Annotated in this window: 28 protein-coding genes and 1 riboswitch; of the genes, 5 read left to right on the forward strand and 23 right to left on the reverse strand. The window is 35.3% G+C overall.

What is annotated here, in order from left to right; genetic code table 11:
• The 4 genes from ACI6MV_RS10625 to ACI6MV_RS10640 all read right to left on the reverse strand — a co-directional run.
• Positions 1–279: hypothetical protein (locus ACI6MV_RS10625; RefSeq protein WP_407270271.1), on the reverse strand; the 279-nt coding region annotated here is incomplete at its 3' end.
• Positions 280–887: 608 nt separating this feature from the next.
• The gene (locus tag ACI6MV_RS10630) at positions 888–1,154 is read right to left on the reverse strand and encodes an AbrB/MazE/SpoVT family DNA-binding domain-containing protein (RefSeq protein WP_407270272.1); all 267 of its coding nucleotides are present in this window, start codon (positions 1,152–1,154) and stop codon (positions 888–890) included.
• Positions 1,155–1,316: 162 nt separating this feature from the next.
• Positions 1,317–2,171: a hypothetical protein gene (locus tag ACI6MV_RS10635; protein WP_407270273.1), complete on the reverse strand. Its 855-nt coding sequence runs from the start codon at positions 2,169–2,171 to the stop codon at positions 1,317–1,319.
• An 11-nt stretch (positions 2,172–2,182) separates the two neighbouring features.
• On the reverse strand, positions 2,183–2,890 hold the full coding sequence (locus ACI6MV_RS10640) for a hypothetical protein (RefSeq protein WP_407270274.1): 708 nt from the start codon (positions 2,888–2,890) through the stop codon (positions 2,183–2,185).
• A gap of 1,079 nt (positions 2,891–3,969) precedes the next feature.
• On the opposite strand from ACI6MV_RS10640, the gene ACI6MV_RS10645 reads away from it, so the two are divergent.
• Positions 3,970–4,116 (forward strand): BH0509 family protein, encoded by a 147-nt coding sequence (locus ACI6MV_RS10645; protein ID WP_407270275.1) that lies wholly within the window; start codon positions 3,970–3,972, stop codon positions 4,114–4,116.
• Positions 4,117–4,198: 82 nt separating this feature from the next.
• On the opposite strand, the gene ACI6MV_RS10650 is transcribed toward ACI6MV_RS10645, so the two are convergent.
• From ACI6MV_RS10650 to ACI6MV_RS10660, 3 genes are all read right to left on the reverse strand, one after another.
• The gene (locus ACI6MV_RS10650; protein ID WP_407270276.1) at positions 4,199–4,915 is read right to left on the reverse strand and encodes an SDR family NAD(P)-dependent oxidoreductase; all 717 of its coding nucleotides are present in this window, start codon (positions 4,913–4,915) and stop codon (positions 4,199–4,201) included.
• A 70-nt stretch (positions 4,916–4,985) separates the two neighbouring features.
• Positions 4,986–5,129 carry a hypothetical protein gene (locus ACI6MV_RS10655; RefSeq protein ID WP_407270277.1) on the reverse strand — a complete coding sequence of 48 codons (144 nt, stop codon included), beginning with the start codon at positions 5,127–5,129 and terminating at the stop codon, positions 4,986–4,988.
• 276 nt (positions 5,130–5,405) lie between these two features.
• On the reverse strand, positions 5,406–5,969 hold the full coding sequence (locus ACI6MV_RS10660; protein ID WP_407270278.1) for a hypothetical protein: 564 nt from the start codon (positions 5,967–5,969) through the stop codon (positions 5,406–5,408).
• 157 nt (positions 5,970–6,126) lie between these two features.
• On the opposite strand from ACI6MV_RS10660, the gene ACI6MV_RS10665 reads away from it, so the two are divergent.
• A complete protein-coding gene (locus ACI6MV_RS10665; RefSeq protein ID WP_407270279.1) occupies positions 6,127–6,666 on the forward strand; it encodes a sigma-70 family RNA polymerase sigma factor in 540 nt (179 codons plus the stop codon).
• Position 6,667: 1 nt separating this feature from the next.
• The gene (locus tag ACI6MV_RS10670; RefSeq protein WP_407270280.1) at positions 6,668–7,285 is read left to right on the forward strand and encodes a hypothetical protein; all 618 of its coding nucleotides are present in this window, start codon (positions 6,668–6,670) and stop codon (positions 7,283–7,285) included.
• Between the two features lie 132 nt (positions 7,286–7,417).
• On the opposite strand, the gene ACI6MV_RS10675 is transcribed toward ACI6MV_RS10670, so the two are convergent.
• The 9 genes from ACI6MV_RS10675 to ACI6MV_RS10715 form a co-directional block, all read right to left on the reverse strand.
• Positions 7,418–8,194 carry a class I SAM-dependent methyltransferase gene (locus ACI6MV_RS10675; RefSeq protein ID WP_407270281.1) on the reverse strand — a complete coding sequence of 259 codons (777 nt, stop codon included), beginning with the start codon at positions 8,192–8,194 and terminating at the stop codon, positions 7,418–7,420.
• Positions 8,195–8,827: 633 nt separating this feature from the next.
• Complete coding sequence (locus tag ACI6MV_RS10680; protein ID WP_407270282.1) at positions 8,828–9,298, reverse strand: hypothetical protein; 471 nt, start codon at positions 9,296–9,298, stop codon at positions 8,828–8,830.
• Positions 9,299–9,568: 270 nt separating this feature from the next.
• Positions 9,569–9,973 carry an HIT family protein gene (locus ACI6MV_RS10685; protein ID WP_407270283.1) on the reverse strand — a complete coding sequence of 135 codons (405 nt, stop codon included), beginning with the start codon at positions 9,971–9,973 and terminating at the stop codon, positions 9,569–9,571.
• Positions 9,974–10,011: 38 nt separating this feature from the next.
• Entirely contained in the window at positions 10,012–10,572 is a 561-nt protein-coding gene (locus ACI6MV_RS10690; protein WP_407270284.1) for an NUDIX hydrolase, read from the reverse strand.
• Between the two features lie 192 nt (positions 10,573–10,764).
• Positions 10,765–11,298: a dihydrofolate reductase family protein gene (locus tag ACI6MV_RS10695; RefSeq protein ID WP_407270285.1), complete on the reverse strand. Its 534-nt coding sequence runs from the start codon at positions 11,296–11,298 to the stop codon at positions 10,765–10,767.
• Between the two features lie 24 nt (positions 11,299–11,322).
• A complete protein-coding gene (locus ACI6MV_RS10700) occupies positions 11,323–11,622 on the reverse strand; it encodes a Dabb family protein (RefSeq protein WP_407270286.1) in 300 nt (99 codons plus the stop codon).
• A gap of 124 nt (positions 11,623–11,746) precedes the next feature.
• Positions 11,747–12,943, reverse strand: a complete 1,197-nt coding sequence (locus ACI6MV_RS10705) for a phosphoglycerate dehydrogenase (protein ID WP_407270287.1) — start codon at positions 12,941–12,943, stop codon at positions 11,747–11,749.
• A gap of 135 nt (positions 12,944–13,078) precedes the next feature.
• A riboswitch (ZMP/ZTP riboswitch) is annotated at positions 13,079–13,156 on the reverse strand.
• 176 nt (positions 13,157–13,332) lie between these two features.
• On the reverse strand, positions 13,333–13,503 hold the full coding sequence (locus tag ACI6MV_RS10710; RefSeq protein WP_407270288.1) for a hypothetical protein: 171 nt from the start codon (positions 13,501–13,503) through the stop codon (positions 13,333–13,335).
• A 470-nt stretch (positions 13,504–13,973) separates the two neighbouring features.
• On the reverse strand, positions 13,974–14,267 hold the full coding sequence (locus ACI6MV_RS10715) for a hypothetical protein (protein WP_407270289.1): 294 nt from the start codon (positions 14,265–14,267) through the stop codon (positions 13,974–13,976).
• Between the two features lie 254 nt (positions 14,268–14,521).
• On the opposite strand from ACI6MV_RS10715, the gene ACI6MV_RS10720 reads away from it, so the two are divergent.
• Together ACI6MV_RS10720 and cypC are read left to right on the forward strand one after the other, a co-directional pair.
• Positions 14,522–14,731 (forward strand): hypothetical protein, encoded by a 210-nt coding sequence (locus tag ACI6MV_RS10720; protein ID WP_407270290.1) that lies wholly within the window; start codon positions 14,522–14,524, stop codon positions 14,729–14,731.
• Positions 14,732–14,776: 45 nt separating this feature from the next.
• A complete protein-coding gene (gene cypC, locus ACI6MV_RS10725) occupies positions 14,777–16,033 on the forward strand; it encodes a CYP152 family fatty-acid peroxygenase CypC (protein WP_407270291.1) in 1,257 nt (418 codons plus the stop codon).
• A gap of 96 nt (positions 16,034–16,129) precedes the next feature.
• Here the strand turns inward: cypC and ACI6MV_RS10730 are convergent, their stop codons facing one another.
• From ACI6MV_RS10730 to ACI6MV_RS10760, 7 genes are all read right to left on the reverse strand, one after another.
• On the reverse strand, positions 16,130–16,708 hold the full coding sequence (locus ACI6MV_RS10730) for a DNA-3-methyladenine glycosylase I (protein WP_407270292.1): 579 nt from the start codon (positions 16,706–16,708) through the stop codon (positions 16,130–16,132).
• Positions 16,709–16,900: 192 nt separating this feature from the next.
• Entirely contained in the window at positions 16,901–17,341 is a 441-nt protein-coding gene (gene ssb / locus ACI6MV_RS10735; RefSeq protein ID WP_407270293.1) for a single-stranded DNA-binding protein, read from the reverse strand.
• A 218-nt stretch (positions 17,342–17,559) separates the two neighbouring features.
• The gene (locus ACI6MV_RS10740) at positions 17,560–19,983 is read right to left on the reverse strand and encodes a beta-glucosidase family protein (protein ID WP_407270294.1); all 2,424 of its coding nucleotides are present in this window, start codon (positions 19,981–19,983) and stop codon (positions 17,560–17,562) included.
• A 290-nt stretch (positions 19,984–20,273) separates the two neighbouring features.
• The gene (gene mgsA, locus ACI6MV_RS10745; protein WP_407270295.1) at positions 20,274–20,693 is read right to left on the reverse strand and encodes a methylglyoxal synthase; all 420 of its coding nucleotides are present in this window, start codon (positions 20,691–20,693) and stop codon (positions 20,274–20,276) included.
• A gap of 174 nt (positions 20,694–20,867) precedes the next feature.
• On the reverse strand, positions 20,868–21,884 hold the full coding sequence (locus tag ACI6MV_RS10750; protein WP_407270296.1) for a glycosyltransferase family 2 protein: 1,017 nt from the start codon (positions 21,882–21,884) through the stop codon (positions 20,868–20,870).
• 13 nt (positions 21,885–21,897) lie between these two features.
• Complete coding sequence (locus ACI6MV_RS10755; RefSeq protein WP_407270297.1) at positions 21,898–22,533, reverse strand: hypothetical protein; 636 nt, start codon at positions 22,531–22,533, stop codon at positions 21,898–21,900.
• Positions 22,534–22,563: 30 nt separating this feature from the next.
• Entirely contained in the window at positions 22,564–24,984 is a 2,421-nt protein-coding gene (locus tag ACI6MV_RS10760) for a beta-glucosidase (RefSeq protein WP_407270298.1), read from the reverse strand.
• Between the last annotated feature and the right edge of the window lie 25 nt (positions 24,985–25,009).

A 25,009-nucleotide genomic window follows, 5' to 3' on the forward strand; every position in this document is an offset into this window, starting at 1 on the left:
ATCTAAGTTTAAAAAAGAAATAATTTGACTATGGACATATTTAATTACTTCACCAACTTCATTTTTTCTCTCTTTGTACTCATTCAAAGGAATGCTCTTTACCACATAGATCCAATTCATCCCATAATTCTTAACATCTACTTTTAAAAGGTCTAAATTGATAAGTTCGTTCAGATGGTCTTCGTCAAAGTACTCAATACCAATAACAATTTCATCGGCATTCTTAGCCTCATAATCATCTTCTAAATGCACACTTATCCCATTTATTTCTTTTATCACAATTTCACTCCTATTTATTCTGCTTACTTCTTGCTATTCAACAAATGAAGGCATATACCTTTATTAAATCAGATAGTTTCTTACAAGCTTACTCAGATTATATGGTAATATAACTAATTCAGATTTCACGAAACTAGCACAAACAATCCGACAAATCGATGTTCCGTGAAATATATCGATCTTCGACAATTGGAACAATCTGCTTTTTACACCTCGCATCTTCACTTGATTTGGCTTCAAGGAGTATGATTCTATGTTTAAAAGTTCCTTGGAATGCTTGCCTTACTTGCTACTACACAGCTTTATATTTTCAGCCCAATTAGATTACAATAGTATCCAAATCAAGCTGAATGACAAGTTATCTGGGTGTTTATTACGAATATTTTCTTTTCATATTGTATTAATGGAAAACTTGCTAGTTGTGGAAAGTTTATGCTCGGGGATACGAAACGTGGTTTATCTTTTCAATTAGATTTGTTACCTTTGTGAAAAATAAAAATATCAAAGCGCAAGACAGCAGTTCCTATGTAGCTCTAACCATGTTGGCTACCATGGATAAATAGGTTTTTTGTTACCAATTCATCTTCCTGCGCTCGGTTAAGGTAGCATTAGTCTAGTTCTTTTAACAGCATATCGATCGCTTCAGGACTTAAGATGATTTTACCATCAAAGAACTCTTTATTTTCAGAGGTAATTTCACCCGTTATCATACATGCTTTGCTACTAGGATAGTATTTCTGCAAAATTATTTTTTCTTCTTCAACAAAAATTTCAAGTGGGTCCTTATTGGCAATTTTTAAACGATCACGAAGTTCCTTTGGAATGACAATTCGCCCTAACTGGTCTGTTTTTCTAACTACTCCTGTACTTTTCATGATTTCCCTCCTTTCTCAAAGTATATTTCACCTTCATAGTAGACTAGTACTCTTTGTTTATCAAGAATATTTTTACATTTGAGTAATTTAGCACCACATAGAGTTGTCTTTCCCCCCAAGGATTATTCTTGAGGGGATGAAAAGTACTTTTTCCTTATATACCTATTTTCTCTCATATATATTTCCATCGATATTATCTAAGGTGATTGGAGAAACAGTAATTGTTCCTCCTTTTTTAATTAGGCCATCCTCATCATATGATGCATCAGCATTTATAACAATTGAGAACGAAGGTTTATTGTCATCCCCATTTACTACGATAGAAAAGATTCCATGTTGCACGGTATCTTCATAAGTGTAATAGTATAATTGTCCTTCTTTTGCATAAACAATTTCACCTTGATCAAATTGGACATAGTTATCCGAGTTATCCTTTTGATACCATCTTCCCATTAAACCTACCGCAACATATTGATAACTTGAGTAGGTAGAGCTTCTCCGTGAAATAAATTCTTGTTGCAAATTGCCTTGCTCACTAACTTTATAAGTAACAATTGCAACATCTTCACTAACCCAGTCAATTTTATAAGTTTCCTCTTCAATCGCCTTATAGGAAGAGCTTCCCATTAATGAACCTGTTTCCCTGCCAAAAATGATTCCTCTCCGCTTTAAGTGAACTGTTTCTGTGTTCATTTTATTAAATTCTTTTAAAATCACTTCATTTTGATCCTGCGATTTAGATACTACCAGATTCACATCTCCCATATAAAAGAAAAATGTAGTATTTGCAACAAACAAAATGAGACCAATCAACCATTTACTCCACTTAAGAAAACTATTTTTTGTGTATATCATACACAATAAAATAATAATGAGATAATTAATTGCGAAGAATATCCAACTATAAATAAGCTGGTATCCCTTAGGAGTTGCTACACCTAATACAAGTACCTGGAAAATAACGAGCAATACCAACAAAGTAGCTAACATGAATATTACTTTTTTGCTTTTCATCATTATATCCTCTCCTACAAACCAAAGTGTGCTAGAATTTCACTGTAAATCTGGTCGTTATTCCCAATCGGATCCCATGTTACCCCTGTATTTACACTGCGAAATGCTAGAATTTCTTCTTGTGTAGTCCCTTTGTGCCTTATTGCTGCTATGTAACCCCTCTCGTCATCGTCACGAAAATCAATGTAGATCTGATCATAGCCATTTTTCAAATCATGAGAAGCAGTCTTTGAGATACTCGATACACTCCAATATTCCCCATTTGTCTCGGTTGAAATGATACTGATATTCTCAGATCCACGACCTCCGTAGACAATTGATATCTTATTATCGAATTGAGTTATATGAGTTGGTGAAATATTATCTATATAGTCACTAATACGAGCATATCCTATTTCATCATCATCTGGAACTTCGAGCCATGTCTCCCCTTGATTCATAGTCACAAAGAGCTTGTCACTATACACCTTATAATTATCTTCCACTGTAACAGGCAATTCTGTCTCTCCCGTTCCATTCATACCATGTGAAATCAATCGATCTATATCTTGTGGAGGCGATGGATTTGGACCATTTTTCTCCTCAACTGATTCTTCGACAACTGGATTTTCTGGAACATAGTTTGCATTTATTTTTTCAATTATGTTTTTGCTAATAATAACGGTTACGCTAATTGTTGATATACCAATTATGCTAATGATAATTAATTTTAAAAGCTTCATATAATCCCTTCCCCATTAAAAATAGCCTAAGATAATCTTTATCTTAGACCATTATAATTGCTATTTTTGAATATTACCATTGTTTTCCTTTTTAATCATCTTTAGTACTAAGATTCGGGTACGACTATGGTGCGGCAAGTGCTTTAGTTGCAAGTGGGTATTGATGTGAACTATATAGATATGAGAGTTGATAAGGTGATAATTTCTATGTTTCACTTTTGGAAGAGCGCATTGATACTCCTATCCCTAACATAATACAGATAATCCCCCTCCAGGAAGTAAGGTCCCCCGTTATAGAGAACGTCTTCGTAGCTTTTATAGAAAAAGATGGCGAAATAACACTTCCAAATGCTATTTCACTTTGCAGCAGTTCCCCACTATTCAAATTTGCCTCTAATTTTGCCGTAATTTGCTTCGTATGAACGTATCCTATTCCCAATGTACTTACAAAAAAAAATCACATGTACAATTAGCGAGCCAATAATTGCTTGAATGATTATCTTCATTTAGTTACCGTCTTTTTTTATAATTTGAATGTTTTACAAGTGGCAGAGAATAACTACTTTACAAAGAAAGATGAGAATCATCAATGGAGTTTACTAGTACAATAATAATGATGGTCGAAATAAGCATATTGAAAAGAAAAATTAGTCTTATTCCGAGATGACATACCAAAAGCCAAATACTCCATTTATCGACCTACATTAGCAGATTTTCTTATTTTTTTCAATATTATTTTTCAATCCTCTTCTAATTTTAGAAAACTACTCGTTTATCCAAAGATAACTATAATGGAATATAGTTCTCCTTATACATTAACATAAATATCCAATTCACCATTCTTTTTTGAACCATTTTAAGCTCGTTCAGCTATTAATTTGATGTTTCTAACTAATGGAAGGACTGCACTTTTCTCTAATAATATGCAATAAATAACATATCTATATAACTTTCCGTACAAATCATCTCAAAATGATATTTAATTAATCTCATGTTGAGATGTATAATAGAATTAAGAAATCAAAAGGAATCTACAATAAAAAACACTTCCTTAACGGAAGGTTTTAGGAGGATTTAAGATGAGCCAAACAGAAAGAAGTTACAGAGTGGAGCACTTGCTAGACAAACACAAATTCAATGAGAAAGAAATTGTTGGGATGTCAGATGAGCAAATTGAATATTTCCACTGGCTCTATTTTGAAGATTCTGTTTCCGATTATATGTAACTTAATTTTAAATAATTAATTCACAGCTCTTGTGCGTTCTGCGTACAAGAGCTGCTTTTGTTTCATCACCATTCAGTCTCAATTACCAATCAATTTTATTTCCCAAGTAATCTATAAACATATGCTCTTCAATAGTTGGTAATTTCAGTATTTGCTTCATCATGTTCGTTGCCGATTCCATTGCACTGATCGTTGCTTCATCATTAAACACACCTAACATATAGGATTTTACGTAACCAGGATGGATTGCTAAGACCTTGATCCCAAATTCACTTAAATGATTTTGAAGTATTGTAAGCTGCATGTTCAATGCCGCCTTGGACATCGCATAACCATATTCTTTTTTTCTCCAACAGTCTGTTAAACTAGCAGCTTCGGAGGAGATATTAACAAGCATCTTCGCTCTTCCTTTTAATAATAATGGTACAACAGATTGAGATACACGAAGTGGCCCAAATGTGTTAGTGTTGATTAAATTCATCATATCTTCATAATTTAGTTCACCAAAAATATCTTCAGAGCGATCTTTAAAGAGCCCCGCATTATTGACGAGAATATCTAATTGACCCCTGTTTTTTTCCCTTATGTATGCAGCTGCGGTATCCACCGATTGCTGCTCAGTCACATCTAAGGTAAGGATGTGTAATCTTTCGCCATATTGTTGTTTTAACTCGTCTAACTCTGTCCAGTTATTCATGAATCTTCCTGCAAACACTGTATAATCGGCCTCAAGAAAAACCGTTGATAGCGCTAGTCCTAATCCTCTATCTGCACCTGTTATGTAAATGGTGTTTTGCATTTGTATCACTCCAATTTAAAGAAATTTCTGGCGACTAACAAAAAAAGACCTTAGGTGCAAGGTCCCTTGTTTATTGAGCTAACTTGTCAAACTTGCTTAATAAAGAAATTGCTCGTGTAGATCCATTATCTATACATTTTTTACGAACTCTTTCCTTTGTATGATCGTCTAACTTTTCAAAGACTAATATTGCCTTTACCTCATTTGCCGTCAAAAGCCTACGATATAGCTTGGAAAGCTTCCTCTCTTCTGGGTCCATGTGTTAGAAATGAATCCCCTTTCTAGTTTTCAGTATTTTATAAAAATTATATGCTAAAATATCAAGATTAGTCAATTTATAATCTGTCACATGTTTTCTAGGTATAGAGGTTAATTAAAGTTTATTGTAACATTAACACCTTTATTTCCAATTTCCCCACTTAACTGCAATTAGAAATTTGGGAAGATTAAGCCAATATTACTCTTAATGTTTTATTATTCTTAGCATTGGCTAGTTGATTTCTTTCAAAAATAAATCTAAATCAGTTATTAAGTTGCTTCTTAGTTCTTTTCGGGGGCTTCCTTCTACAGGGTACGTTTGCTTACTTAGTATGTAATGTTTAAGCTTTAGAAACGAACTCAATGGAAAATCAAAACTACCCCACTGTTCCCTATAACCTATAACTCCTTGCCTTTTAATTAATCGATCTATTTCTACTAATACGGTTCTTACGAATACATCGTATGGGCACTCTGTTTTAATTATTAGTTGAGCGTTTTCCTTTTCATATATGTCATCATAAGCCACTGCCACTATGTAAAGAGAATTATTTGTTGTTAATTCAAAGCTCCAAACAATACCATCAGGTTCTCCATCCCATTCGCAAAAAGTTCTATTCATTACCATGTCTTTTTTATCTCTAAGGAAACATAATGGGTTTAGCATCACCAAAGCCTCCAAAAAATCACCTAAACAATCTCCGGAATAACTTGCTACAAACTCCATTTCCTGGTTATTTACCTCAACCTTACTATGGGCCCATCCTAGCCCGTCTAACTCAAAAATAAACTCCACCGACGATCTTCCTTTTTTATCTTTACCAAAGCAATCAAATAAGCCAATAACACAACCACTTTCCTAAATATACCATTAAAACATGGTATATTTATATTTCAATAATGAAACCTAATTACTATTCATTCGTCTTAGCACTAGAAGGGGTGAGAATCATTTGAATGATGTTAATGATAACGATATTTTATTTCAAAAAGATAAAGATGAATGGTTTGAAGCCATTATGGATGAGTTTGGTGAGCGACTTACAAAATTAGCTTACAACTATCTAAAAGACTGGCGACTAGCTGAAGATGTTGTGCAAGATGTGTTTATTACTTGTTATAAATACGAAAACATAAGTGAAATAACTTCTTTTAAATCATGGATTTATCGGATAACAATTAATAAAGCAAAAGATGTTTTAAAAAGCGCTGCGTTTAGGAAAGTAGTGATGAATTCGAATCTGTTTCATCGGTTGCATTCTAATGATTTATCACCGGAAATGCATCTTATAAAGCGAAGTGATGAAGAATTTCTTTCTTTATGCGTGCTTTCACTTCCGCTTCGATATCGAGAAGTAGTTACACTTTACTACTATGAACAATTGTCAATTGATACCATTAGCGAGATTACTAATATCAATAATAATACGATTAAAACGCGATTAAACAGAGGTAGAAAGAAGTTAAAAAGCATGCTTGAAAGGGAGTTATAATATGGAAAGTAAGCTTAAAAACTTAAGCAAAGCAATGAATTCTACTACGCATAAAGGGAACCACTTCACAGCTTTTCACAAAAACAAAATTAGAAGTGCAATACATGATCATGAACCTAATAAACAGAAACGACCAAGTTCAACTATTATTTTGATGATGACTGCCACAGCCTTAGCACTGTTTTTCTTATTATCTACTAATTTTACATTTGGTCCTTCCAATAACGGGACACATAATGATGGAACAAGTGCTGCAGACGTATGGGAAACTCGTGATCAATTCACAAAAGATGGGAAAGTACTATTTATTGTATATCCGGACCCATCATTAACTGCTGGAAAACCTTTCGGATACTTATTCAGCTTTGATGAACATTTCCTCAAGTTTAAAGACAAAGAGCTAGCTATTTATGCAGTAAATACTAAGACTAATGAACGAGTTATTGCCATGGGTCCCAAGAAAATAACCGAGCCATCCCCTGGTTATCCAAGTTTACAACGCTTTACAACAACATTTGCGATTCCTTACGGCGGGTTATGGAAATATGAAGTCTATGTAGATGAAGAATTTTATGGCGATGTAGTTTTATCTGTAAAAGAGAATACCCAGAAAAAGTGAACTGACTTGACTGAACAACAGCATTATTGAAGCATCATTCTAAAATGAAAGCAGCTTATCCTTGATTAGTGTTAATGGCTTTAAACATGCTTGCAGGAGGGGGAAAGATTTCTAATGCTGTCCCCTTCTATCTTATTTCAATTCAATAGTTCCATAATGGAACAATGATGTTTTTCGCTTATGCTGGACAAAGCCAAGTCTATTAAACCTTTCACTCTTCCAGAAATCTTTTAAAACAACGCGTTGTCTTGCTACACGTTTTGCTTCGGCAATAACTTCCACACCGATTTCAGTATGTAGTGCTTGTGCTCTTATAACATTTATTCCATTTGATGTATCTATACCAGTGTCGAACATCGGATCAAAGTAAACAACATCAGCTGAGTCTGTTTCTGCTTGTAATAAATAAGAATAATGATCTCCTTGTATAACATTAATTCTTCTCATAGCCTTATCAAACTCTGTGTTCCCAGTGGAGAAAGACGATAATCCTAGTTTAGCTAATAAAGCCAACAAATGATTTCCTTCGATTCCTATAATTGAACCAGTTGATCCGACTGCAATACTGGCAATAATACTATCAGATGCTAATCCTAATGTGCAGTCAAGAAATGACATACCTTCTTTTAGTTGAGCTATCGTGATCAGCGGTTCTTGTTCCCCTTTATATATTCGCTTTGCCCGGATCATCGCTAAATTAGGGTGAAAGAATATTGTAGATCCCCCAATAAATGGTGTAATAGTAATTCGGTCTTTGCCTACAACAACAATATCATCAGGATACTGCTCCTTTAAGGTTTTAATTGAAACGCCATTTCTCTCTATATATGGTATTCCATATGTATTAGATATACTTTTTGCTTTAAATGCTAAATCACTGGTGGTCCGTCCTGCTGTCGTAATTTTCATTGCATTCGTCCTCATATTTTTATTATTAATCAGGAATACAATAATGTTGTGCTACAAGTATGGACAATTGAACTACTTCTGTTATAGACAATCTTCTTAACGTTTTATACAAAAAGATGAGAATAATAATTTCATAATTTTAACAGCACTATTTGTATGCGCATTCATTTCTGGTTAAAATCCCCAAGTATGCCATTGTTTTATCTACTTTATTAAATGCTAGATTATAAAATATGCATAAAAAAAGCTCAATGCAAGTGTCCAATCAATAAATAAATTATTATCTTTACTGTTTAAATAGTAAGATTCCAACACAGATACGAGAAATATTATAGAGGCTAATAAAAATATAATATTAATATTCAAGTCAGTGTAAAATGTACCTACCACAACTAACATGATAGCACTTATAACAATTATTAGTTTAATTTTTGAGAAGATACTAGCGTTACTGCTTTGCTTTTCCATGACAATTTTCACCACTTTCCGCAAATATTCTACTACATATATGTTAACATATGATTACGCTTTATCATTGTTAATTTTTAATATATTTACTGTGGACAAAAATAGATTCTCAATCGAAACACACTTTTCGAAAACTCATTGCCTAGCAGACAATTGTTAACTTCCTTATACCTTTAACAAGGCCTTGGCTTCCTGTATTATTTTTGCTTTCACATCAATATTATTAATCCAGAATGGCTGATTATCATATTCAATTCTATCAATTAGTTCGCTAATCTCATACCAAACAAAAAGATCGTCTGGATAATCCAGCTCTGTAGCAACAATTCGGAAAATGCTTTGTGCTAGATTAAAAATCAATTTATCATCATTCTCTGTTAGAATCTTGTTTGCTAAAAATCTTATATAGCCTCTAGCACATTCATTAGTTTCAGGCTCAGTTATTCTCAGTTCGCCTAAAGCCTTCGCAACGTAACTTTCTACTTCAAAAATGTTACTGTCTAGAGAAAAAGCAGTAACCATATTTAATGATGGTGAAGATTTACCTTTACTTAATAGGACATACGACCATGCTAAATAATCTTCACTCGTAACAGTTCCATTTTTCATTTTATAAAATAGAGCATTTGTCTCCACTTTTTTCCTCCCACTTAGCTTTGTAGTGTTCAAATCAATTTAGTCAATTTCATAAAATTAACGAAAATAATAAACCAAGTGCAAGGCATATTATTGCAGCTATTTTTGACTGTTTTGAGATCCGTTTATCGCCTTTGATGATATGTTCGATAAAGGTAAGTGTAAAGTAAAAACAAAAGATAAATAGGATAACAGATATTAGACCTATACCTTGACTCATTATATCCATCTATATATATCTCCTTTTTAACTTGATAAGTAACAGCTCGCTTAAATGCTATTTCTTTTATTATCTACACTTTTAAACATATATCTAATTCCTTTACCAGCAAGCGGTTCATCGTCATATCTTGGCAGCACATGAAAGTGAGCATGAAAGATATGCTGTCCTCCAACTTCACCACAATTCCATCCAAGATTATAACCTTTAGGTTGATGCTTTTTATCTAAGTACGTTTTTACTTCCTGAAGGAGTGTGTACGTTGCATTCCACTCTTCTTTCGATAAATCAAACGCAGTTTCCCTGTGTTCTATTGGTACAATTAATCCTGCACCTTCAAGTTGTACCCCTTTAATTTGCACTTCTTCTAACTGTAGAAACATACAAAACTCATTTTTCAGAATGATTTTCTGATTTGGTTGTAAAGTCGTATTACAAAACGGACACTCTTTCATTTAAAGCTACCTCTCGTTCATATTACTAGTTTTCATATTCATTTTTCGGTTTTATTTTCCAACAAAAAGTCCTTTGCCATAAAATAAGCATTCACAGTAAATAATTGTGTTTTTATTTGATTCGTTCGCAGTAAGGCTCCGATCTCTTTAAAATCGAATAGATGAACTGTTATATCTTCTGTATCATCTAGATTTTGATTAGTTTCTTTGAAGGCATCTACGATTAAATAAGATCTTATGTAGTTGGTTTGCGTAGCAGGATTCACCATATATTTCCCTAGTTCAATAGGTTTGGTAAGTGAAGTAAATCCCGTTTCTTCTCTAACTTCTCTAAGTATCCCTTGCTCATGAGACTCATTTTCTTCTATTTTCCCTGCTGGTATTTCCAAAAAGAAATCCTTGCCAGCGTGACGGTATTGTTCGACAAGCACCATTTTCTTATCTTTTGTTAGCACAACAGCGTTCACCCAATCAGAGTATTCATTCACATAGTAATCATCAATTATCATTCCATTGGGAAGTTCACACGTGTCTTTTCTTAAATTACCAAATCGAGACTTGTATATATATTCTGATTTTAACGTTTTCCACTTTCTCATAATAAATCCCCTCGTTATAAATGATTCAACTTTGAAGCAACCTTTGTCTTTTATCATAACTATTTACCAAAAATACTATATCACTATAGTATTACAAAGGGTGCTGATCAACGTCAATAATAACTCTCTACCAGAAAAAATTATTGATAAGAAAAGGCACTCACCTTGCTTAGAAGATAAGTACCCTTGGCTTTATGTATTTACACTATAATGAAGCTCAACAAATTGATTGTAAGTTCGTGTTGCCTTTAATGTTAAATCTAACTGATACTCACCTTCTTTAAATAATGGTATTCCCTTACCGATTATAGTTGGGGCAACTGTTATGATGAGTTCATCAATTAATTTCTCTTTTATAAAAGATTGTAACAGATCTCCTCCGCCAACAATCCAAATATTTTTTCCCTCTTTTTCCTTGAGTTGATGAATGAAATCGACTATATCTCCATTTATAAAACTTACATCCTTAGTATTTTGCATTACGGTCCTAGTAAAAACATAACACTGTTTGTTTTTGTATGGAAATTCTCCAGCTTCATGGGTCATTACCCAATCATATGTTTTCTTACCGATTAGAATTGTATCAACGGACTTATAGAACTCAGAATATCCATTATCCCCTTCACCCTCAACTTGGAATAGCCAATCTAAAGACTCCTCATTAGTTGCTATATAACCATCCAAACTCGTAGCAATGTATAATACTAGTTTTCTTTTATCCGTCATAAAACTCTCCTCTAGCTTAGTCAATTACAATGGATAATCTACAACAGCAACGTGATCGATGACGACTTCCAATGATTGCACAAATTCCTGATGAACAGGATGAGGACCGTAGTTGTCTAACGCTTCTTTATTTTCAAACGTTACGCGAAGCCCCATCATGTAACCTCGTGCTCTTTCTTTTTCTGCTGTCTCGTTAATCCCAGCTGTCAATTCTACAATGCCTGGAATAGTGCCTTTAAAAGTATTCAACTTCGCTAACAATTGATTCTGTTTTTCTACTGTTATATTGTCATTAAATTTAAAATAGACTATGTGCTCGTACATATTTTCATTCCTCTCTACTATTTCTTCCATTTATTATTTTATCAAAAGGGTGACGTTCATGCTCGTATATTATACTACTTAAAAATCCTTCTCTCTAATAACAGAGAGAAGGATTCCATTCTATTTATATAATTCTGGTCGTAACAATGTCTGCAATTTGATTAATTTTCGCTTCTAAATGTGGAATTGTATCTCCATCAACATCTGTTTCAATATCAACCATCGTATACGCATATTCGCCACGACTTCGGTTCACCATATCTGCAATGTTGAGATTGAGGCTTGAGATCGCAGATGAAATTTGCCCAACCATATTCGGAACATTTTTGTGAAAAGCTGCTACACGTCGCTTGCCTGTATAAGGCAAGTGGACGCTCGGAAAATTAACAGAGTTACGTATGTTTCCTGTTTCCAAAAATTCTTTTACCTGACGAGCTGCCATAACCGCACAGTTTTCCTCTGATTCTTGGGTTGAAGCACCAAGATGTGGAATAGGGACAACGTTTTGCATTTTCAAGACATTTTCATTCGGAAAATCGGTAATATACTTGCCCACTTTCCCTGTTTCTAATGCTTGCGCCATATCTTTTTCATTCACAAGCCCACCACGTGAGAAATTCAAAATATGAACTCCTGTCTTCATAAGGCTGAATGTTCCATAATTAAACATTCCTTTCGTATCATCAGTTAATGGTACATGAACAGTAATAAAATCAGCACTAGCAAACAGTTCTTCAATCGTGCTCGCACGTTGGACTGTTCTTGATAAATTCCAGGCTGTATCAACTGAAATGTACGGATCAAAACCAATCACATCCATACCAAGGCTGAGCGCATCATTTGCTACTAATGCACCGATCGCTCCTAAACCAATGACTCCAAGTGTTTTCCCTTTCGCTTCTTTTCCAACAAATTGTTTCTTTCCCGTCTCAACAAGTTTGGAAACTTGATTACCTTCTCCTTCAAGCTGTTTAGCCCAAGCTACCCCATCAAATAGATTACGAGATGTGGCCATCACAGAGGTTAGAACAAGCTCTTTTACCGCATTTGCATTAGCGCCAGGTGTATTAAAAACAACGATGCCTTGCTCTGTACACTTTTCTACAGGAATATTATTTACACCAGCACCCGCCCGTGCAATTGCTTTTAACTTGTTGCCAAATTCTATATTCTGCATGTTAAAACTGCGAACTACAATCGCGTCAGGATTGTCACTATGATCATCAAGTGTGTAGTTACCTTTCAACACATTCAATCCATTTTCTGCGATATTGTTCAACGTTTTAATTATTTGTTTCTTTTCCAAAGTAATTGTGCTCATATCGTTTCCTCCTATTAAATAAAAATTAAATATACAACCGCGCCATGTCATGAACCTCGCTTTTACTAATAATGCAAAAGATTAGTACCCGACTTATCCCCCCTAGAAAATAGAAAAGAGGTAAGGGATATCCCTTACCTCTGCCCAGGCGAACGGCTACGACACTATGTGCTCCCTCGCGGTAATCCGCGTTCGCCAGTCACACATAGTTTTGTCTTTAAATTTTTAAACAGGCACTCCGATAACGAAGCACAAAGTTAGTAACATCAATACCAGTAATACCGATAATATAACAAAAATAATTTCGAAAAGCAATAAAAACCTGAATATTCATTGCATTAAAATCCCTAATGTTCGTTTTTTATGTATTAGTCATTATTATAACGAGCTTATCTTCTATTATCAATCAACTCTTGATAAATTTTCACGTAATAAGCTTCTAGTAAACGATCAAGTTTTCTATCAAGCTTATGATATGCACTGTCTGCTCTTTCAATCACATTATAAAAAGCATCTTCCGTTATTTCCCCATTTTCTAGCGCCTTAAATAAATCCCACATCTTTTCTCCGTATTTTTTCTCAATATCAGCATATTAGTGCGCCTCAACTTTCTCAAGAATAGCAGTTAATTCATGTAAATAGTTCTGAATTCCTAGTTCTTCAATATACCATAAATTCCAATTGAGCAAACTTATCTTCAGATATGTATTGAATACAGGAGTTTCTCCCGGTCCACATCATTAAGCTAATTTTATACTATTTATAGGACATGGAAGCAGTGTTTTTGAATTAATTCCGTTTGCTTATGATTGCTGGTTGAATCCATAATAATGTATTATGATATCATTAGTATTGAATAGAAAATCAGAGTACTTAACCACTTTAACAATGTAAAGAAACTCCGTGATTTGTAGATTTCACGAAGTCCCCCCAAAAAATGCCCAGCTATATGAAAAGGTTTAGATATAATATTTAATTTTTGACAACTTTAGTATAGTTGAAGTCGCCAATAACGACTTCACTTCTGTTTTTATGGCTGAACACTATCTTGTTGTACATTTAAATTAATTAGTGCACGTTCCATTTGGTGTTGTACCTCTTCAACACGCACTTGTGCTTCAAATAATGGTTCGGTTGATGTGCCACTGCCATTAATTGCTTTGCCACGCGCATCCTGGATTTTACCTTGAACCTCGCGTAACTGCTTTTGAATCTGCTGAATCTCCCCAACATCTGCATTATTTTTGGCTTGACGAGCTGCCTCCTCTAATTGCTGTGAAGCTTCAAATAGTTCACGAATTTCATGTTCATTTTGAATTGGCATAAAGTTTTCCTCCCTAAGATATGTCCTACATATATCTTTTGCAGAATTCCTCCAAGCTACTCTTAAAATTAATCAAAATCAAATTATCATTTCAAAAAAAACACACTACGATAGCAACTACACTCCATCTAACGAGAAATCAATTAATTAGTAATTACTGGTATACGTATTCTGAATTTATATTACATACTGCCTCATACTAAGAACAATAAAATCCGCAGAAAAAGCTAAAACTATAGGAGGATCGATCCTTAGTGAAAGAACTTCAACAGATGGATAGAGATAATGACTATTATGACAAAGTGATTTCTTTAAACGGTCGATATAATATCAATATCGACCAGCTAGAGCAAGAGATTCAATTAAGCAATATCCAGGACTTAAGTAAACGAACGTTGCTTTATACACTAGTAGCAATTGGATTAGGAACACTAGCTTGGAATGCGTGGAGACGAAATAGCTAAAAGCTTCGTAATAAGTAAAATCGCACCTTAAAAGGAGATATATCCATGCCCGCAAATCCGAATATTCCCCATGATAAAAGCCTTGATAATAGTACTGCTCTGTTAAAAGAGGGCTACTTGTTCATTAATAACAGAGCAGATCGGTACAAATCAGATATTTTTCAGGCCCGGTTGTTAGGTCAACAGGTTATTTGTATGAAGGGAATCGAAGCAGCAAAAGTATTTTATGATACGAATAGGTTTGAGCGTAAAGGAGCAGCACCAAAACGCGTACAAAAAACCTTATTTGGTCAAAATGCCATTCAATCGATGGATGGTGTTGCACACCTTCACCGAAAGCTTCTTTTCATGTCTCTATTAACACCTGCCCATCAACAACAGCTTGCAACACTTACACGCACACAATTAGAGGTAGCAGCAGAACAGTGGGAAACTGCTGACAAGGTTGTGTTATTTGAAGAAATGAAAAATATTTTGTGTAGCGTCGTCTGCCTATGGGCTGGTGTACCCCTTTCCGAAACGGAAGTAACGGAACGTGCAGATGATTTTATTTCGATGATCTATGCATTTGGAGCGATTGGCCCAAAGCATTGGAAAGGCAGAAGCGCTCGTAACCGTGCAGAAAACTGGATAAAAGGTGTAATAGTGGATGTCCGATCAGGTAAGTTATCTGCAGCACAAGGAACTGCTTTATATGAAATGGCATTCTATGAAAAGCCTGATGGATCACGGTTAAATCATCAAATGGCAGCGGTAGAACTGATTAATGTACTACGCCCGATCGTTGCTAATGCGACCTTAATAACGTTTGCTGCTTTAGCTTTACATGAATACACTAAACAAAAGGAAAAACTTGCATCCGGTAACAGTGATTACATGGAAATGTTTATCCATGAAGTGCGACGCTACTATCCCTTTGGTCCATTCGTAGGAGCTAGAGTTAAAGATACTTTTACTTGGAATGATTGTCAGTTCACAAAAGGAATGCTCGTCCTTCTCGACATATACGGGACGAATCATGATTCACGAATTTGGAATAACCCAAGTCATTTTAACCCTAGCAGGTTTACTGACTGGAAAGGAAGTTTATTTGATTTTATCCCTCATGGTGGCGGTGACCCTGCTAAAGGACATCGTTGTCCTGGAGAAGGTGTTACTGTCGAAGTTATGAAGACCACCTTAGATTTTCTTGTGAACAAGATTGATTTTCAAGTACCTACTCAAGACTTGAATTATAGTTTAGATGAAATGCCTACTTTACCCAAAAGCGGATTCGTCATGAGCAATATCAGAAGGAAATAATCTTGTTCATATAGTTATTTCAAAAACCTTATGTAAAAGGAGCAAATATGCTCCTTTTTGTTTACTTCGCTATATTCTTTAAATAATTGCCTTCGGCTAAGAGGAAACCTCTGCATTCTGTTCAATTGAACATATACAATCTCTCAAATGATCATTCACAACACCAGTAGCTTGCAAATAAGCGTACATAATTGTTGTACCAATAAATTTAAATCCTCTCTTTTTTAAATCCTTGCTAATTTGGTCACTTAACCCCGTTTTGGTAGGAACCTCGCTAAGACTTTCCCAGCGATTCACAATTGGTTCTCCATCTACATATCCCCACAAATAAGTACTAAAGCTGCCATATTCCTTTTGCAGTTGTTGAAACGCCTGTGCATTTGTTATAACAGACGTTAGTTTACCACGATGGCGAATCAACCCTTCATTTTGTATGAGCTCCTCAATTTTTTCAAGTGGATAATTAGCAATTTTGTCAATTTCAAAATTGTCTAACGCTTCCCGATAATTTTCACGTTTCTTAAGAACCGTATACCAGCTTAGTCCTGCTTGCGCCCCTTCTAAAATAAGAAACTCAAATAATGTTTGATCGTCGAATACAGGCACGCCCCATTCATGATCATGATAATTTATATACAGTGGATCTTCATTAACCCAACCACACCGCTTGTCCATGCACAGTCCTCCCCTGTTCAAATCTATACTTATCATTATATCAAACAGGATGGTTATCGTCGTAGTTGACCGTTCGGAAATTGATTTAATAGAAGATAATCCGTAGATATAGTTAAACTGTTTTCCTAAGGGGACTTACTTGTGGTGGAAAATCGCAGGTCATAACACGTGAACATAATTTTCGCCAATTACTTAAAAAGGCAAATCATCATCAGAGATATCGATTGGCTCCATGTCTTTTTCCTCTGTGTTTGGCTGAGCACCAACGGGTTGTTTTTGTTTAGTTTGTGGATGACTGTTATCAGGCTGTGAACTCCTAGGTTCTAAGAACTGCACATTATCTGCTACTACCTCTGTCATGAACACACGTTTACCATCCTGTCCATCGAAATTACGAGTTTGGATTCTTCCTTCTAAGCCTGCTAAACTTCCCTTCTTCAAGTAGTTTGCAACGTTTTCAGCAGTTCTACGCCACACGATGCAATTAATAAAATCCGCCTCATTTTCGCCTTGCTGATTGGTAAATGGGCGGTTAACTGCAAGTCTAAAAGTTGCAACAGCCACTCCGTTCGGCGTATATCTGAGCTCAGGATCCTTTGTCAGACGACCGACTAACACTACTCTGTTCATCATACTACCATCACTCCTTCATAATTTTGTAGTTAATTTTGGAAAATAAAAAAGCAGAATTAGCACCTGTTTAAGGCGTTCTTCTGCTTTCACATAGTTGGATTCAATTTTCACAAAATTGCTACACTCTTATTCTGAGCCAAATTAAAAAAAATGTCAATACTCTCTCTATTAATCTTTATGAGAACGTTTACCATAAAAACAATAAAAAATCCCGCTCTCTATTGCGGCCTTAACTTGTTATTTCGGATCAACTTCCTTCTTTCCTTTAAAAAGTGAGTTAATCCTTTAAAAAAGCGACCATTTACCATCTTTAAGATTCCATCAACCATCGGCATACTGACTACGCCTCCTGTCATTCTTGAAATTCCTCTAAATGGCATATGATAGACGGACATTATGATCAAGTTGGCTGTACTGCGTTTCCCAATTTTTCTTAGATACCAATGAGCAAAAACAATCGAGTGGTAAACAAGTCTACCAAATACACCTTTGGCATACTGACATTGAGCTAATGTATCGTTATAACCTAGAGGTTTTGTTCGATCCCATGTGGAAACTGGTACTTTTCGTCCTAGAAGATTTTCAAATTCATCCTCACTGATGTTGCTTGGTTTCCCAGAATAATAGGTTGGCAGCATAGCTTTATCATAAGGTAAAACAGCTTCTGTACCTTTCACATGCATCGTTGTTTCCAATCTAATGTCAGTACTTGATGCACCAATCATAATTGTATAACCCGAAGTTTCAATTTCCCATTTATTCGTCTTCACATTAAAGTAACGGAATGTCTTATCATCAAATGGTATCGTAATTGTCTTGGTTTCACCAGCATTAATAAAAACTTTCACAAAGCCCTTCAATTCCTTTTTGGATCTAAAAATCTCCTGTGACTGACACCCAACATATAGTTGGACAATTTCCATTCCAGCAAAATTTCCTGTATTCGTTAGTTTAAATGTGACACCGCGTTCATTAACGGATATATCTGAATATGCAAAAGTAGTGTAGCTAAGGCCAAAACCAAATGGAAAAAGTACATCTTTATTCACTGTATCATAATAACGATAACCGATAAAAATACTCTCTCTATACTCTACACTAACTTCCTTGCCTGGAAAATGGTGATAAGTAGGTGTATCTTCATAGCGTAACGGATATGTCTCTGCCAACTTTCCAGATGGATTAACGTCTCCGGATAACACACGCAGAATTGCCCTGGCTCCTGCTTGTCCACCTAGATACCCATGCAATAGTCCCTTTACCTTATCAATCCAAGGCATCTCTACGGCAGATCCACAAGAAAGAATTGCTATGATATTAGGGTTCACTTTCTGCACAGCATTTAATAGTTCAATTTGGTTTTCCGGAATCCTCATGCTTTGTCTGTCAAGGCCTTCTGCTTCAGTAACTTCATCTAAACCAATATATAAAAGTACAGCATCTGCTTGCTCGGCAAGAGCACATGCTTTATCTATTTTGTTCTGATCTTTCTTACCATATCGTTCAAACCCCGGTTCAAATCCAATACTGACAATTCCTGACTCCTCGAAGCAATCCATCGTATGATCCAAGATTGTCGGATTTACAATCGATGATCCCGCACCCTGGTATCGTGCATCCTTTGCAAAGTCTCCAATTACAGCAATTTTTTTACCAAATTTAAGGGGTAATAAATTTCCTTCATTTTTAAGCAGCACAATCGACTCTTCTGCAACCTTTTGAGATACTCTATGATGCTTCTCAACATCAAATTCTAATTGCGGCTTTCTTAATGCTTCTGTTGTTGTGAAAATAAGGTCAAGCAATCTATCTACGCTTTCGTCCAATACTTCTTCTTTTAGCTTGCCACTTTTAATTGCCTGAACAATTTCTTTATCCGTTTCTCCTGCAGTGGATGGCATTTCTAATTCATTTCCTGCTAAAAGTCCTGCTACACGGTCATTGCTACCACCCCAATCGGTAATAACAGTCCCATTGTATCCCCATTCCCCACGTAGAATGTCCTGCATTAAATGCATATTTTCATTCGTGTAGGTTCCATTTAATTTATTATAGGAAGACATGATTGATTTTGTCTTTCCTTCTTTCACAGCAATTTCGAAAGCGGTCAGATAAATTTCTCGAAGTGCTCTCTCATCCACAATTGTATCAATAGACATTCGTCGTTCTTCTTGATTGTTTACAGCCAAGTGCTTCACACAAGCTGAGACGCCGTATGACTGAATGCCTCTAATATAACTAGCTGCCATTTTACCGGCAAGATAAGGATCTTCACTGAAATACTCAAAATTTCTGCCACATAGTGGATTTCTTTTCATATTTACACCAGGGCCAAGTAATACATTGACCTTCTGGGCAATTGCCTCTTCTCCAAGGTATTCTCCTACTTTTTGCCCAAGCTCAGCATTCCAGCTATTTGCAACTGTCGCAGCTGTTGGATAGCAGGTTGCTGGAACACCAGCATTAAGACCAGGCTTGTCTGATGCCGCTGCCTGTTTTCTAATACCATGTGGTCCATCAGCAAGAAACATACTTTTAATCCCAAGGCGTTCATTATCTTGAGACTGCCAGAAATCTTTCCCCGACATTAAAGATGCCTTCTCTTCTAGAGTCATATTTGCGATTAGTTCATAATATTTCATGTCTTATCCTCTTTTGTATTTTAGACGTACCAATAACTAAGGTACAACAAAACACCTGTATTTAGTATTGTGATTTCTAGCAACATAACTATAAGATATTCTACTATAGAATCTATATATTTTCTAATACTTCTTTCCATGTAAATCAAAAGTATAATGAATTCATCGTCTTTGATTTTGTTGAATATAGGCTGAAGGATAAAAAATAGTAAAATCTAAAAAAACAGGAAAACCACTAGGTTCCTGCTTTTTCGTATAAATAAATCATCAATTTTATATTGTTTCAGTGATTATTCAACAGTATCCTCAAGTTTACTATGAATGATGTCACGCCAATGCAGATCACCATTTTTAAGCCCCTGAATCAAAATTTCAGCAGTCCCCATATTTGTAGCTAAAGGAATCTGGTAAACATCACATAGACGAAGTAAAGCTATAATATCTGGTTCATGTGGTTGCGCTGTTAGTGGATCTCTAAAGAAAATAACAGAATCCATTTCATTATTAGCAATTAATGCACCAATTTGTTGGTCTCCACCAAGCGGACCTGATTGAAACCGGTAAATTGACAAACCTGTTGCATCCATAATTCGTTGACCTGTTGTCCCAGTTGCAAATAATTGGTGTTTGGATAATACCGGCTGATATGCTACACAAAAATTGATTAGATCCTGTTTCTTTTTATCATGTGCAATTAATGCAATCTTCATCTTTATAGTCCCCTCCACTTTGTAATACTTAACTTTTACCACTTCTCTATAGACCAATGAGAACATCTTATAAGATGTTCTCATTGGTTTTCTTATTACAAATTTTTTCAACATGCAATACATGTTAACAAAGAAACTATAATGACGGCAGTAGGCATTCAAAAATCGACTGTATTAATTAAATCCTACTAATCTTTGTGATATTTTGTATGCCCCCACTGAAATACTTCGTCCAGCTTTTCCTGGTAGATTTATTAATTGCCCCATAATCCCATATTTAAGATTATGATACAACTGTTCATCTCTATTTTTAATGTATTTCCATAACTCTTTTTTCTTCTTAAGATTCTCTTCTGTTCCAGAACGTATTAATAAAATTGCTGATACTACTGTTACAATTTCCAAGTGTCTTAGCATATAGTCGCGAAGCATTAGATTATTAATATTTTCTAGCTCAACCTGCTCAATCATAAGTTTATTCACTTTAATTTGTTGATCAATACGTCTAATCATAATACTTTCTTGAACGGACTGATCTTCCCTGCCAATAAAGTACCTGTATAAATCTACATTTACATAATATATCGTATTCACATGTACAAGTGGTGTATATACATATAGATTGTCTACATAAAAGGTATGTTTTGGCAGTACTAAATCGCAATCTCTTAATAGCTGTGTTTTGTATATGACAGAATGCATTAATATATATTGTCCTTTACGAAAAGGCTTCATGTCATCCCAGGTGAATATCGTACCTTCTGGAAGAGCATTATCATATTTCATTATTTTTTTATATTTCGCGCCTTCTTTTTCATAAACAAAATTACTGATAATTAGATCAACTGATTTTCCTTCAGTCACAAAACCCCTTAGCGTCTCTAATATTTTCATATAGGCTCGAATATCTACCCAGTCGTCACTATCCACTACCTTAAAATACAATCCGGATGCATGTCGGATACCTGCATTTACAGCTTCTCCGTGCCCACCATTTTCCTGATGTATCGCTTTTACGATAGTCGGATATTTTTTTGCATACTCAGTAGCAATACTAGCTGTTTGGTCGACAGAGCCATCATTCACTATCAGTAACTCTACGTCTTCTCCCCCGGGCAATAGGGATTCAATGCAATATCTCATATAATCTTGTGAATTATAACAAGGTATAACTACTGATAATAACTTCATACTCACACAACCTTTACTTTGCCTGCTCTTCAGGCTTTTGTTTGAAAATTATTTTAAATATTGGGAAGAATACCCAGAATGCAATCGCACTGTTAATAATCATCGTAATAACATCTGCTGTCGTTTCCCCTACGGCACCCATTTCCCATGTGTTCATGAACAGGTTATAGATCGGAGCTTTATAAAATCCTTGAGCAGCAGCTGCTCCAATTGTAATTATAATATAAGCAATTAGGTACCAAAATGCGGCAGTCCAAATATTGCTATTTGATTTAAATGTAATACTTCTTTGTGCAAAGAAGTTAATAATTTGTGCGATCGCAATTGTTATTTGTACAGCAAGAAAATAAGCAAGTCCACCGCCACCACCAACTGAAAGTGCACCAGCTGCATAATCAAATACATAGTAAGGCGTACCGTCTAAGTTGGTTCCGAACTGTAATATTTGAAAACTAGTTGATACTAATGATGTTTGTGCGAAAATACTTTTAAATACAGGCATTAAAACAAGTTGTAGTACTGTCATTCCATTGCTCAATAAAAAGAATACTAGAAACTGTGCAATGTTAGGATGCTTTTCCTTGTATCTTTTCCAAAAGCTCATTGGTCCAGAAATGTCTTTTTTATTTTTTACATTGTCATTAATCATTTTACATCTCCTTCGTCGCTATTACTAGTGTTAATTAATGTCTTTTGCGACTTTTAACATCTTTTTTCTTTCTTTTAAGAAGTGTTTAATACCTTTAAAGAATTGCCCATTCACGATCATCAAGATTCCGTCCAACATTGACATATTGATAACGCCACCAGTCATTCTTGACATACCTCTGAACGGCATATGATAGACAGACATCATGATAAGGTTAGCAGTTTCTCTTTTACCTATTTTTCTCAAGAACCAATGGGAGAATTTTATTAATTTAAATGCAAATCTTGCAAATGCACCCTTTGCATACTGACATTGTGCAATCGTATCGTTGTATCCTAGTCGTTTTGTACGGTCCCACGTGGAAACAGGAACTTTTCTTCCAAGTAGGTTTTCAAACTCTTCTTTACCTACTTTGTTCGGTTTACCAGCATAATAGGATACAAGTTTATCTTGATCATATGGCAGTACTGCACCTGTTCCTTCTACAAATATGGAAGCTTCCAAACGAATATCCGCACTTGATGTACCGATCATAATGTTATAATCTGCTGTTTCAACTTCCCACTTATTTGTTTTTACATTGAAATAACGGAAAGTTCTTTCATCAAATGAGATTGTAACTGATTTTGACTCACCTGGTTGCAAGAATACTTTTACAAATCCTTTTAACTCTTTATTAGGTCGGAAAATGTCCTCCGATTTACTTCCAACATAAAGCTGCGCAGTCTCCATACCAGCAACACTTCCATTATTCTTGATAGTAAAGGTCACTCCATCTTTGTTTACTTCGATATCAGAATATTCGAAGGTAGTATAGCTTAGCCCATATCCAAATGGAAATAGTACATTAACATTGGCTGTGTCGTAATAACGATACCCAATATACATCGCTTCTCGGTACTCTACACTTACTTCCTTGCCCGGAAATTGGTGATATGCAGGGGTATCTTCATATCGAATTGGGTAAGTTTCTGCTAACTTCCCAGATGGATTCACTTCTCCAGTCATAACTCTAAGCATAGCTTTAGCTCCTGCTTGCCCACTTAAATAACCATGTAATAATCCCTTTACTTTGCCAATCCAAGGCATTTCAACTGCAGAACCACAAGATAAAATCGCTACAATATTCGGATTCACTTCATACAATGTGTCTATTAAATCAATTTGATTTTGCGGAATTTTCATATTTTGTCTATCTAGCCCTTCCGCCTCTGTTGCTTCATCTAAACCAATATATAAAAGAACTACATCTGCTTTTTTAGCTAGTGCACATGCTTGTTCTATTTTTTTCTTGCTTTTCTTTCCATAACGTTCAAAACCAGGTTCAAAACCTACATTAGTAAGCTCTGATTCTTCTAAACAATCTAATGTATTATCTAAAATTGTTGGATTAACAATCGATGATCCAGCACCTTGATAACGTGCTTGTTTTGCAAAGTCCCCGATAACCGCAACTTTTTTGTCTTTTTTGAGCGGCAAAATATTTCCTTCATTTTTAAGCAGTACAATTGATTCTTCTGCAACCTGCTGTGCTACACGATGATGCTCTTTTACATCAAAATCTTTTTGTGGATTTTTAAATACTTCTTCTGTATTAAACACAAGGTCAAGTAATCGATCCACTGCCTCATCTAAAAATTTTTCTTGAATTTTGTTATTTCTTATTGCTTCAACAATCTCTTTGTTTGTTTCTCCTGCAGTTGTTGGCATTTCTAGTTCATTACCTGCGATCAGTCCTGCAACACGGTCATTACTTCCGCCCCAGTCGGTAACAACTACACCATCGTAGTTCCACTCATCGCGTAAAATTTCTCGCATTAAATGAATATTTTCATTTGTGTAGGCGCCATTCAACATATTATAAGAAGACATAACCGTTTTTGTGTTTCCTTCTTTTACTGCAATTTCAAATGCTGTTAGATAAATTTCACGTAACGTTCTTTCATCGACAATAGTGTCAATTGACATACGACGCTCTTCTTGATTGTTTACGGCAAAGTGTTTCACACAAGCCGAAATTCCATGTGACTGAATTCCACGAATATAAGCAGCGGCCATTTTACCAGCATGATGCGGATCTTCACTGAAATATTCAAAGTTCCTTCCACATAGTGGGTCTCTTTTCATATTAATACCAGGTCCTAGTAAAACGTTAACCTTTTGGGCAACAGCTTCTTCACCGAGATACTGTCCGATCTTCTCTCCTAGCTCTGTATTCCAACTATTTGCAACTGTTGCAGCTGTTGGAAAACAAGTAGCTGGTAAACTTTCATTTAATCCTAGGTGGTCTGCAGCTTCTGCTTGCTTTCGAATACCGTGTGGCCCGTCAGCTAGAAATATACTATTTACACCTAAACGTTCAATGTCCATCGTCTGCCAGAAATCTTTACCTGACATCAAAGATGCTTTTTCTTCAAGTGTCATTTTCTTTATAAGATCTTTATATTTCATGTCCCCGATACCTCTTTTTGTATTT

The sequence above is a fragment of the Radiobacillus sp. PE A8.2 genome (assembly GCF_045635475.1).
Lineage (GTDB): Bacteria > Bacillota > Bacilli > Bacillales > Amphibacillaceae > JBJGXI01.

Coding starts and splice junctions, on each gene's coding strand:
- ACI6MV_RS10630 (WP_407270272.1), bottom strand. CDS start 1,154: ATGAAAAGTACAGGAGTAGTTAGAAAAACAGACCAGTTAGGGCGAATT.
- ACI6MV_RS10635 (WP_407270273.1), bottom strand. CDS start 2,171: ATGATGAAAAGCAAAAAAGTAATATTCATGTTAGCTACTTTGTTGGTA.
- ACI6MV_RS10640 (WP_407270274.1), bottom strand. CDS start 2,890: ATGAAGCTTTTAAAATTAATTATCATTAGCATAATTGGTATATCAACA.
- ACI6MV_RS10645 (WP_407270275.1), top strand. CDS start 3,970: ATGAGCCAAACAGAAAGAAGTTACAGAGTGGAGCACTTGCTAGACAAA.
- ACI6MV_RS10650 (WP_407270276.1), bottom strand. CDS start 4,915: ATGCAAAACACCATTTACATAACAGGTGCAGATAGAGGATTAGGACTA.
- ACI6MV_RS10670 (WP_407270280.1), top strand. CDS start 6,668: ATGGAAAGTAAGCTTAAAAACTTAAGCAAAGCAATGAATTCTACTACG.
- ACI6MV_RS10675 (WP_407270281.1), bottom strand. CDS start 8,194: ATGAAAATTACGACAGCAGGACGGACCACCAGTGATTTAGCATTTAAA.
- ACI6MV_RS10685 (WP_407270283.1), bottom strand. CDS start 9,973: ATGAAAGAGTGTCCGTTTTGTAATACGACTTTACAACCAAATCAGAAA.
- ACI6MV_RS10690 (WP_407270284.1), bottom strand. CDS start 10,572: ATGAGAAAGTGGAAAACGTTAAAATCAGAATATATATACAAGTCTCGA.
- ACI6MV_RS10695 (WP_407270285.1), bottom strand. CDS start 11,298: ATGACGGATAAAAGAAAACTAGTATTATACATTGCTACGAGTTTGGAT.
- ACI6MV_RS10700 (WP_407270286.1), bottom strand. CDS start 11,622: ATGTACGAGCACATAGTCTATTTTAAATTTAATGACAATATAACAGTA.
- ACI6MV_RS10705 (WP_407270287.1), bottom strand. CDS start 12,943: ATGAGCACAATTACTTTGGAAAAGAAACAAATAATTAAAACGTTGAAC.
- ACI6MV_RS10710 (WP_407270288.1), bottom strand. CDS start 13,503: ATGTGGGATTTATTTAAGGCGCTAGAAAATGGGGAAATAACGGAAGAT.
- ACI6MV_RS10715 (WP_407270289.1), bottom strand. CDS start 14,267: ATGCCAATTCAAAATGAACATGAAATTCGTGAACTATTTGAAGCTTCA.
- cypC (WP_407270291.1), top strand. CDS start 14,777: ATGCCCGCAAATCCGAATATTCCCCATGATAAAAGCCTTGATAATAGT.
- ACI6MV_RS10730 (WP_407270292.1), bottom strand. CDS start 16,708: ATGGACAAGCGGTGTGGTTGGGTTAATGAAGATCCACTGTATATAAAT.
- ssb (WP_407270293.1), bottom strand. CDS start 17,341: ATGATGAACAGAGTAGTGTTAGTCGGTCGTCTGACAAAGGATCCTGAG.
- ACI6MV_RS10740 (WP_407270294.1), bottom strand. CDS start 19,983: ATGAAATATTATGAACTAATCGCAAATATGACTCTAGAAGAGAAGGCA.
- mgsA (WP_407270295.1), bottom strand. CDS start 20,693: ATGAAGATTGCATTAATTGCACATGATAAAAAGAAACAGGATCTAATC.
- ACI6MV_RS10750 (WP_407270296.1), bottom strand. CDS start 21,884: ATGAAGTTATTATCAGTAGTTATACCTTGTTATAATTCACAAGATTAT.
- ACI6MV_RS10755 (WP_407270297.1), bottom strand. CDS start 22,533: ATGATTAATGACAATGTAAAAAATAAAAAAGACATTTCTGGACCAATG.
- ACI6MV_RS10760 (WP_407270298.1), bottom strand. CDS start 24,984: ATGAAATATAAAGATCTTATAAAGAAAATGACACTTGAAGAAAAAGCA.